Origin of the sequence: Caballeronia sordidicola (genome assembly GCF_000729995.1) — a bacterium.
GTDB classification, from domain to species: domain Bacteria; phylum Pseudomonadota; class Gammaproteobacteria; order Burkholderiales; family Burkholderiaceae; genus Caballeronia; species Caballeronia sordidicola_A.
The window spans coordinates 1-8447 of the sequence record NZ_JNFG01000068.1; the positions used below are offsets into that span (position 1 = coordinate 1).

The following is an 8447-nucleotide window of genomic DNA, read 5'->3' on the forward strand; positions in this document are numbered from 1 at the left end:
GCCCCACCCCGAGTGCGAACGAAAAAAATCCGTCGCTAATAGTCAACTCCCGGTCGCAACCGGTCGCCCCCCCACCATTATGCGGCGTTACTTTTATGCACGGTCGGACATATCCGAACGCGTCTGTCCCACACGGAAAATTACCGGAACAGGAAGCCATGACATCACTCCCGACAACGAAAAAGCTGCTCGCCTGTCTGTTTCTCGCGTTGACCTCCCTCGGCGCATCCGCGCAAAGCAAGGAAGACGCAAGCTGCCATACCGTTCGATTCGTCGATATCGGCTGGACCGACATCACCTCGACCACCGCGCTCGCATCAGTCGTATTCCAGGGTCTAGGTTACGACCCGAAGATCACCCAGGCCTCCGTGCCAATTTCGCTCGCCGGTCTGAAGACCAAGCAGATCGACGTGTCGCTGGGCTACTGGTGGCCCGTGCAGGAAAAAGCGGTCCAGCCGTTCATCGACGCGAAGCAGATCGACAAGCTCGACCCGCCGAATCTCTCTGGCGCCAAAGCAACGCTCGCTGTGCCGAGCTATGAATACGACGCAGGCCTGAAGTCGTTCCAGGACATCGCAAAGCACAAGGACGAGCTCGACGGCAAGATCTACGGCATCGAGCCGGGCAGCAGCGCAAACGCCCAGATTCAGAAGATGATCGATACCAACCAGTACGGCCTGGGTGGTTTCAAGCTGGTCCAATCGAGTGAAGCCGGCATGCTGGTCACCGTCGACCGTGCCGTGCGCGACAAGAAGTGGGTCGTGTTCCTCGGCTGGGAACCGCATCCAATGAACATCCAGATCAAGATGAACTACCTCTCCGGTGGCGACGCAGTGTTCGGTCCGAACTACGGCGAAGCACGCGTCTATACGCTGACCAACCCCGACTTCCTCACGCGCTGCCCGAACGCCGGCAAGCTGGTGTCGAATCTGCGGTTCAGCACGCAACTGGAGAACCAATTGATGATCCCGGTCATGGCCAAAGTGCGACCCGCCGATGCAGCCAAGGACTATCTGAAGAAAAATCCGCAAGTGCTGGATGCATGGCTCGCGGGCGTAAAGACGGTGGACGGCAAGGACGGCTTGCCGGCAGTCAAGCAATATCTTGGTCTTTGAAAGGACGACGCAACATGAACTATGAAGTGATCGTGACTTGCGCGGTAACGGGCGCGGGCGACACCACGAGCAAACACCCAGCCATCCCGGTCACGCCCAAGCAAATCGCTGAAGCTGCTATCGAGGCCGCGCGAGCCGGCGCCACCGTCGCGCATTGCCACGTCCGCGATCCGCGCACGGGCCGCGGCAGCCGCGACCCGGCGTTGTACCGCGAGGTGGTGGACCGCATTCGTTCGTCGGATGTGGACGTGATCATCAACCTGACCGCGGGCATGGGCGGTGACCTTGAAATTGGCGCAGGCGAAGCGCCGATGCAGTTCGGCGCCGGTACCGACCTGGTCGGTGGTCTGACCCGGCTCGCACACGTGGAGGAGTTGTTGCCGGAGATCTGCACGCTGGACTGCGGCACGCTGAATTTCGGCGATGGCGACACGATCTACGTCTCCACTCCCGCGCAACTTCGGGCAGGCGCGAAGCGAATACAAGAGCTGGGCGTCAAGCCGGAACTCGAGATCTTCGATACAGGCCATTTGTGGTTCGCGAAGCAGATGCAGAAAGAAGGTTTGCTCGATGACGCCCCCTTGTTCCAGCTATGCATGGGCATCCCTTGGGGTGCACCGGCGGACGTAGGCACGTTCAAGTCGATGGTCGACAACATGCCGCCCGGTGCGCAGTGGGCAGGGTTCGGAATCGGCCGCATGCAGATGCCAATGGTTGCCCAGGCGATGTTATTGGGCGGCCACGTGCGCGTGGGTCTTGAGGACAATCTGTATCTGGATCGTGGCGTCCTTGCGAGCAATGGGACGCTGGTTCAGCGCGCGGTAGAGATCATCGAGCGTCTGGGCGGTCGTGCGTTGACGCCGGCAGAAGGCAGAAAGAAGCTGAAGCTGCCGGCACGCGGCGAGCGTTTGCTTGATCGCCGCAAGATCGAGCAATTCGCGTAAGAGCGCAGACGATACAAGCCTGAAACCCGCCGACGCAGGCCGTGCGACAAGCGGGAATCTCAGGCTAAAAGCAGGCACAAGACACTACAGCATCACAGCAAGTAGAAATCCAAATTAATAAGGAATCCGGTATATGCAAGTCAAGACGTTTGCGGCGTTGGGCGTAGGGGTAATTGGAAGCGGCTGGGTATCGCGAGCGTTAGCGCATGGACTTGACGTAGTAGCGTGGGACCCGGCGCCGGGCGCCGAGCAGCAACTTAGGGCGAACGTCGCCAACGCATGGCCGGCGCTCGAACGAGTAGGGCTGGCAAAGGGGGCATCGCAGGAAAGACTGCGCTTCGTTGCGACTATCGAGGAGTGCGTCGCCGATGCCGACTTCATTCAGGAAAGCGCGCCAGAGCGGGAAGACCTGAAGCTGACGCTGCATGAGAAAGCATCCCGGGCGGCAAAACCGGAAGCCATCATCGCGTCGTCGACATCGGGCTTGCTGCCGACGGATTTCTACGCGAGCGCCAGGGACGCGTCGCGCTGCATCGTGGGCCATCCGTTCAATCCGGTCTATTTGTTGCCGCTGGTCGAAGTGGTTGGCGGTGAGAAAACCTCGGAAGCGACGTTGCAAGCCGCATCGGCATTTTATGAATCGATAGGTATGCGTCCGCTGAGAGTCCGCAAGGAAGTCCCGGGCTTCATCGCGGACCGCTTGCTGGAAGCACTGTGGCGCGAAGCACTTCACCTGGTCAACGAAGGCGTGGCGACCACCGGTGAAATCGATGACGCCATTCGTTTTGGCGCGGGCATTCGCTGGTCGTTCATGGGTACGTTCCTGACCTATACGCTCGCAGGCGGCGAGGCCGGCATGCGTCATTTCATGCAGCAATTCGGCCCGGCGCTAGAATTACCGTGGACCAAGCTGGTTGCGCCAAAGCTTACGGACGAACTCATCGACCGCGTCGTGGACGGCACCACGGATCAGCAAGGTACACACTCCATCAAACAGCTTGAGCGTTATCGCGACGACTGCATCACGAGCGTAATGACGGCTATCGCGGAAGCGAAATCCCGCCACGGCATAGCGGACTAGCAGCGGACTAGAAAGGGCATACGAGTGACGCAAAACCGCACTATCTATCGCGACACGGTGAGGCCCGAATGGGTCGACTACAACGGCCATCTCCGTGACGCGTTCTACATGCTGATCTTCAGCCTCTCGACCGATGCGTTCATGGATCGCATCGGCCTGGACGAGGCAGGCCGCACGTCGCGCGGCCGTTCGTTGTTCACGCTCGAGGCGCACATCAACTACCTGCACGAGATCAAGGAAGGCACGGCGGTTCGCGTCGAGGCATCGGTACTCGCGCTCGATGCCAAGCGCGTGCACCTGTACATGGAGATGTTCGCGGACGAGGGGACAGAGCCTATCGCGGCGAGCGAACAAATGCTGCTTCACGTCGATACAACCAACGGCGCAAAGTCGGCGGCCTTCGATGCGGACATCGCCGGCCGTATCGAAGCGATGTTTCTTGACGCAGCGAAAGCGCCGAACGAAGCGCGTTATGCGGGCCGCGTGATCGGCTTGCCGTCGGGGCCGCGGGCATCGGCAGCATCGGCGTCTGCTGCTACTGGAACCAAGCCAGCCTGAGCACGCCACGTCCGCAACAACAACGCGTTCGTCACCACGCTCACGCTCGAAAATGCCATGGCTGCACCGGCGAGCATCGGATTGAGCAGTCCGAACGCGGCAAGCGGAATGCCGATCAGGTTGTACACGAACGCCCAGAACAGGTTCTGCTGGATCTTGCGATACGTGCGCCGTGCGATATCGATGGCATCGGCCACCAACGCAGGATCGCCGCGCATCAGCGTGATGCCGGCGGCTTCCATGGCGACGTCGGTGCCGGTCGCCATCGCGATGCCGATATCGGCGGCGGCGAGCGCGGGGGCGTCGTTGATGCCGTCGCCGGCCATCGCCACCGCGCCTTGCGCCAATGCCTTCAGTTCCGCGATCACGCGCGCCTTGTCGGCGGGAAGCATGTGCGCGTGAACCGCGTCGGGTGCAATGCCGAGCGATTCTGCGACGCTGGCCGCGCTACCGGCGTTGTCTCCGGTGAGCAGGACGCTCTTGATGCCCATCGCGCTCAATCGTTCGATAGCGGCGCGCGCGCCGGGTTTCAGCGAGTCGCCGAAAGCGAGCAGGGCGAGCACGCGCGGTCGATCGCGCGTCGGCGGCGCGGCGCTTGAAAGATCGCTTTCCGCGCCCAGATCCACCAGCCACGACACCGTATTCCCCAACTGTTCCAGTTCCGCCGCCCGCGTAGCCAGCCGTTCCGGCGCGGCGAGCCGCAACTCGTCGAGCCAACGATCACTGGCTATCGCCAGATGGCGTTGACCCACGCGCGCCTCGACACCTCGCCCCGCCACCGCTTTCGCATCGGTCGCGGTGACGGCCGAGATCTGTTCACTGTCGGCGGCAGCAACGACCGCGCGCGCCAACGGGTGATCGCTGAGCCGCTGCACGGCCGCCGCCAGCGCCAAAGCCTCTGCCCGGTCCACGCCTTCATCGGCCTCGAACACAGTCATGGAAGGCTTGCCGACAGTCAGCGTGCCGGTTTTATCGAAGGCGACAATCCTGATCCGATGCGCCATTTCCAGCGCCTGCGGGTCCTTGATCAACACGCCATGCCGCGCTGCCACGCCCGTTCCAGCCATGATCGCGGCGGGCGTTGCCAGCCCGAGCGCGCAAGGGCACGCGATCACGAGCACCGCGACCGCGTTCAGCACGGCTGTTTCCACGCCCGCGCCCATCAACAGCCAGCCGACCAGCGTCACGAGCGCGATCACCAGGATTACTGGCACGAATATCCCCGATACCCGGTCCACCAAGCGCTGAATAGGCGCCTTCTCTGCCTGTGCCGATTCAACCAGCCGGATGATCCGCGCGAGCGTGGTCTCGGCGCCGGTCGCGGTTGTTTCGACCGCGATCACCCCTTCGCCGTTGATCGAACCCGCCGTCACGCGCGCCCCGGTTTCCTTCGCCACAGGCAGGCTTTCGCCGGTTATCAGCGATTCATCCACGTGCGTGCGGCCTTCGCGGATCAGGCCATCGACCGGCAAGCGTTCGCCGGGCCGTACGATTGCCACGTCGCCGTTGCGGACATCTGCCAGCGCGATATCGCGTTCGGTCCCGGTCGCTGCATCGCGAATCCGCGCGCGCTCCGGGCGCAGTGCGTCGAGTGCGCGAATTGCGTCGGTGGTTTGGCGCTTGGCGCGGGCTTCGAGCCATTTGCCGAAGCGCACGAGCGTGATCACCACCGCCGCGGCCTCGAAATAAAGATGGGCAGACTCGCCGGGATGCGCGAACAGTTCGTACACGCTCAAGCCCCACGCGGCCGACGTTCCAAGCGCCACGAGCAGGTCCATGTTGCCCTCACCCGAACGCGCCGCCTTGAAACCGCCGACATAAAAGCGCGCGCCGAGCACGAATTGCACGATGCTCGCGAGCGCCAGCGACACCCAGACGCCGAGATGGAGGTCCAGCCCAAGCATGGGCAAAACCAGCGGCAGGGTCAGCAGCGCGGACACGATCACCGCCGCGAGTTCACCCGTGTGGGCGGGCGCGGCGACTGGCGCGGCTTCAGGTTCGATGAACGTCGCTTCGTAGCCTGCCTTGGACACGGCGGCGACCAGTTGCTCGCGCGACACGGTTGTATCGGCATGGACGGTGGCTTTTTCGGTCGCCAGATTGACCGATACCTGTCCCACGCCCGGCACCTTCGCCAGCGCTTTTTCGACGCGCCGCACGCACGACGCGCACGTCATCCCGCCGATAGCAAACTCAGCGGTCGTAGACGCAGCGGCAGTAGTACTGGAAACAGACATGACAAAACTTCCCGGTTCAGTGCGAGCCATCGAATTCAGCTCGATGTAACCAGTATCGACATTCCAATGATTGGAAGGTCAAGGTGTATTTTCAATAGGGGGAGGCGCGTTCAACATCGCGTCGGCGAGCGCTGTCGCGGCGTCCGTTTCCCGCTGTCGCACGCCATCGATCGCGCCGATCCGGTCGGCCGCCGCCTTGTTCTGGCTCAGCTTTAGCTTTCCAACGAGGCGCGTGACCTCGATTTCGATCCCAACGATGGCTTGCAGCATCGTCTGGATGAAATCAGGCGGCGCGTCGCCCATTTTCCAGGGCACGGTTTCGCCAGCTTCCATTTTCCGTGTAAGGCGTGCAACCACGCCGCGCACGAAAGTCTCGTCGTCGCGGATCGTGATCCGGCCATGCGCGTGCACGACCAGATAGTTATAAGTGGGCACTTGCCGATGCGTTTCCTGTTTGCCCGGATAAAAAGTCGGCGATATATAACCCGACGCGCCCTGGAAAATAACCATTACGTCAGAACCGCTTTCAATTTCCTGACAAATCGGATTTGCACGCGCCACGTGAGCGCGCAAAATGCCGTGTTCGCCCTGGCTTGCGTCGAACTCGAAAGGCACGTGGTTCGCATCCAGTCCGTTAGCGCTATGTGTGACAAGGGCTGCAAGCGGATTATCAGCCATTAGCCGATGTAAAACCTCGGGGCGCTTTTCTTCGAAGTAAGGAGGCAGGTACATCGGCGGCTCGTGGACGGATTAGAAAGAACTGGCTAAATAAAGCGAAAAAAATCATGTTACGCGATGCGCCCGCCGGCGGAAATTTTTCCGAAACCCCGGCGGGGGCGTTCAAGGCTGTTACGCGCTCCTTGCCTATCGTCAATGGATAAGATAAAAACCGTTTTCAAGATAGATTAAGCGCCGCGGCGCGGATTGGCAGAAGACCGGAAGACGAGGACCGGCCCGCGCACTCGACGAATGAAGTGAAAGCCTTAAACAGATCCTTAAATCGAATGAAAAATAATCGACGCTGGGCAGTTTCGTTGTACACGGCGCTATGGGTGGCCGCTGGTTTGAGCAGTTTGGCAGTACTTGGGGGCTGCGCGACTCAGGCGCCCGTTGTGACCAGCGGGGATGGCTGGCGTAAGGATCAGGTTGCGGACGCCTATGTGTTTGGATATCCGCTCGTGGTGTCGGATATTGCGCGGGAGAAGGCCACGGGCGGCGATGCGTCCCGGCCCGGCCAGGCGCCTGTGAACACGCTGCGGCATGCGACGGCGCTGCCGCCGGTCGGCGCGTCGGGGCGGCCGAGCGTGGATACGCTCGAGTCGACCGCGTGGCTGGATGTCTCTAGCGGACCGGTGCTGGTTTCGCTTCCCGATACACCGAACCCGCCGCGGGGCCGTTATTTCGATGCCCGCGCCTTCGATGCCTGGACCAACGTGATCTACTTCAGCATCCCGCGTGGTCCGGATCAGGCCGCGCCGGTGAAAAAGCTGAGTGGGAAGGCCGCGCGCGCGGCCAGGCTGGCGGCACAACAGGGCAATGTGATCGCGTTTGTCCCGGCGGGTTATACGGGCACGCTTCCTGACGGCGTGACGCGCGTCGAAACGCCGACACGTTATGTGTGGCTTTCCATTCGTGTGCGTGTGAATGGCCAGCGCGACGTGCGTGAAGCCCGCAAGCTGCAGACGGCGATGACCATAGAAGCGCCGTCCGCCGATAAAACCAGCGCTGCGACAGCCGGCAGTGCCTGGCCGAACGTGACGGCCAGCACGCCGACGGTGGTAACCGGCGCGGGTGGCGACAGGGTGGATTCGCTCGATGCCACCGCGTTTTTCACGCGTCTTGCGAAGGCGATGCAGGACAATCCACCTGCTCCGAATGACCCGCACGCCGTGAGTTTGCTGGGCGATCTTGGCGTGAAGGCCGGCGAGCCGGTGCAGTTCCGTCCAGCGGATGCCGGTTTGCTGGCAACCGGTATCTCCGATGGCCGTACGCGGGTGGACACGGTGCCGTCGAATGCGATCAGCCGTAACGGCTGGGTGTGGTTCGGCGATGGCGCCGGCAATTACGACACTGACTACACGTTGCGCGCGTTTCTGGCGCGGCGTCAGGCGTGGACGGGCACGAGGGACGATGAGGTGAAGCCGGTGGCGTATTCCGATAGCGACGCGCACGCGCTGAACGGTGCGAACGAATATGTGCTGCATTTCGCGCCGAACCAGTTGCCGCCGGTGCGCGGGTTCTGGACGTTGACGGCGTACACGAAGAACGGTGAGTTGATCGACGACAAGGCGTTGCGGCTTTCGCTGAACGACCGCGACCGGCTGAAGAAGAACCGCGACGGTTCCGTCGATATTTCCGTTTCGGCTGCGGCGCCTGCGAAGGCGCGTGCGTCGAATTGGTTGCCGGCGCCGGATGGTGATTTTCAGTTGATGTTCCGGCTTTATGCGCCGAAGCCTGACGCTTCGAATGGGACGTGGGCCCCACCGGCAATCGTGCGGCAATAATAGTTCAG

The 8447-nt window shown here is 62.0% G+C and carries 7 protein-coding genes; 5 read left to right on the plus strand and 2 right to left on the minus strand.

From position 1 onward, the window contains the following. The first annotated feature begins 158 nt into the window (after positions 1-158). The 4 genes from FH08_RS0133310 (at position 159) to FH08_RS0133325 (ending at position 3698) form a co-directional block, all read left to right on the plus strand. Positions 159-1115 carry a choline ABC transporter substrate-binding protein gene (locus FH08_RS0133310; RefSeq protein WP_031362518.1) on the plus strand — a complete coding sequence of 319 codons (957 nt, stop codon included), beginning with the start codon at positions 159-161 and terminating at the stop codon, positions 1113-1115. A 14-nt stretch (positions 1116-1129) separates the two neighbouring features. Continuing rightward, positions 1130-2059 carry a 3-keto-5-aminohexanoate cleavage protein gene (locus FH08_RS0133315; protein ID WP_031362519.1) on the plus strand — a complete coding sequence of 310 codons (930 nt, stop codon included), beginning with the start codon at positions 1130-1132 and terminating at the stop codon, positions 2057-2059. 133 nt (positions 2060-2192) lie between these two features. Further along, positions 2193-3140, plus strand: a complete 948-nt coding sequence (locus FH08_RS0133320) for an L-carnitine dehydrogenase (RefSeq protein ID WP_031362520.1) — start codon at positions 2193-2195, stop codon at positions 3138-3140. A gap of 24 nt (positions 3141-3164) precedes the next feature. Further along, positions 3165-3698, plus strand: a complete 534-nt coding sequence (locus FH08_RS0133325; protein WP_035567795.1) for a thioesterase family protein — start codon at positions 3165-3167, stop codon at positions 3696-3698. On the opposite strand, the gene FH08_RS0133330 is transcribed toward FH08_RS0133325, so the two are convergent. Next, on the minus strand, positions 3611-5935 hold the full coding sequence (locus FH08_RS0133330; protein WP_235210577.1) for a heavy metal translocating P-type ATPase: 2325 nt from the start codon (positions 5933-5935) through the stop codon (positions 3611-3613). The two genes, FH08_RS0133325 and FH08_RS0133330, sit on opposite strands and share 88 nt — an antisense overlap. 78 nt (positions 5936-6013) lie before the next feature. After that, positions 6014-6667 (minus strand): FMN-binding negative transcriptional regulator, encoded by a 654-nt coding sequence (locus tag FH08_RS52090; RefSeq protein WP_031362523.1) that lies wholly within the window; start codon positions 6665-6667, stop codon positions 6014-6016. A 272-nt stretch (positions 6668-6939) separates the two neighbouring features. Between FH08_RS52090 and FH08_RS0133340 the strand changes: the two genes are divergently transcribed. Next, a complete protein-coding gene (locus FH08_RS0133340; protein WP_031362524.1) occupies positions 6940-8439 on the plus strand; it encodes a DUF1254 domain-containing protein in 1500 nt (499 codons plus the stop codon). The last annotated feature ends 8 nt before the right edge of the window (positions 8440-8447 follow it).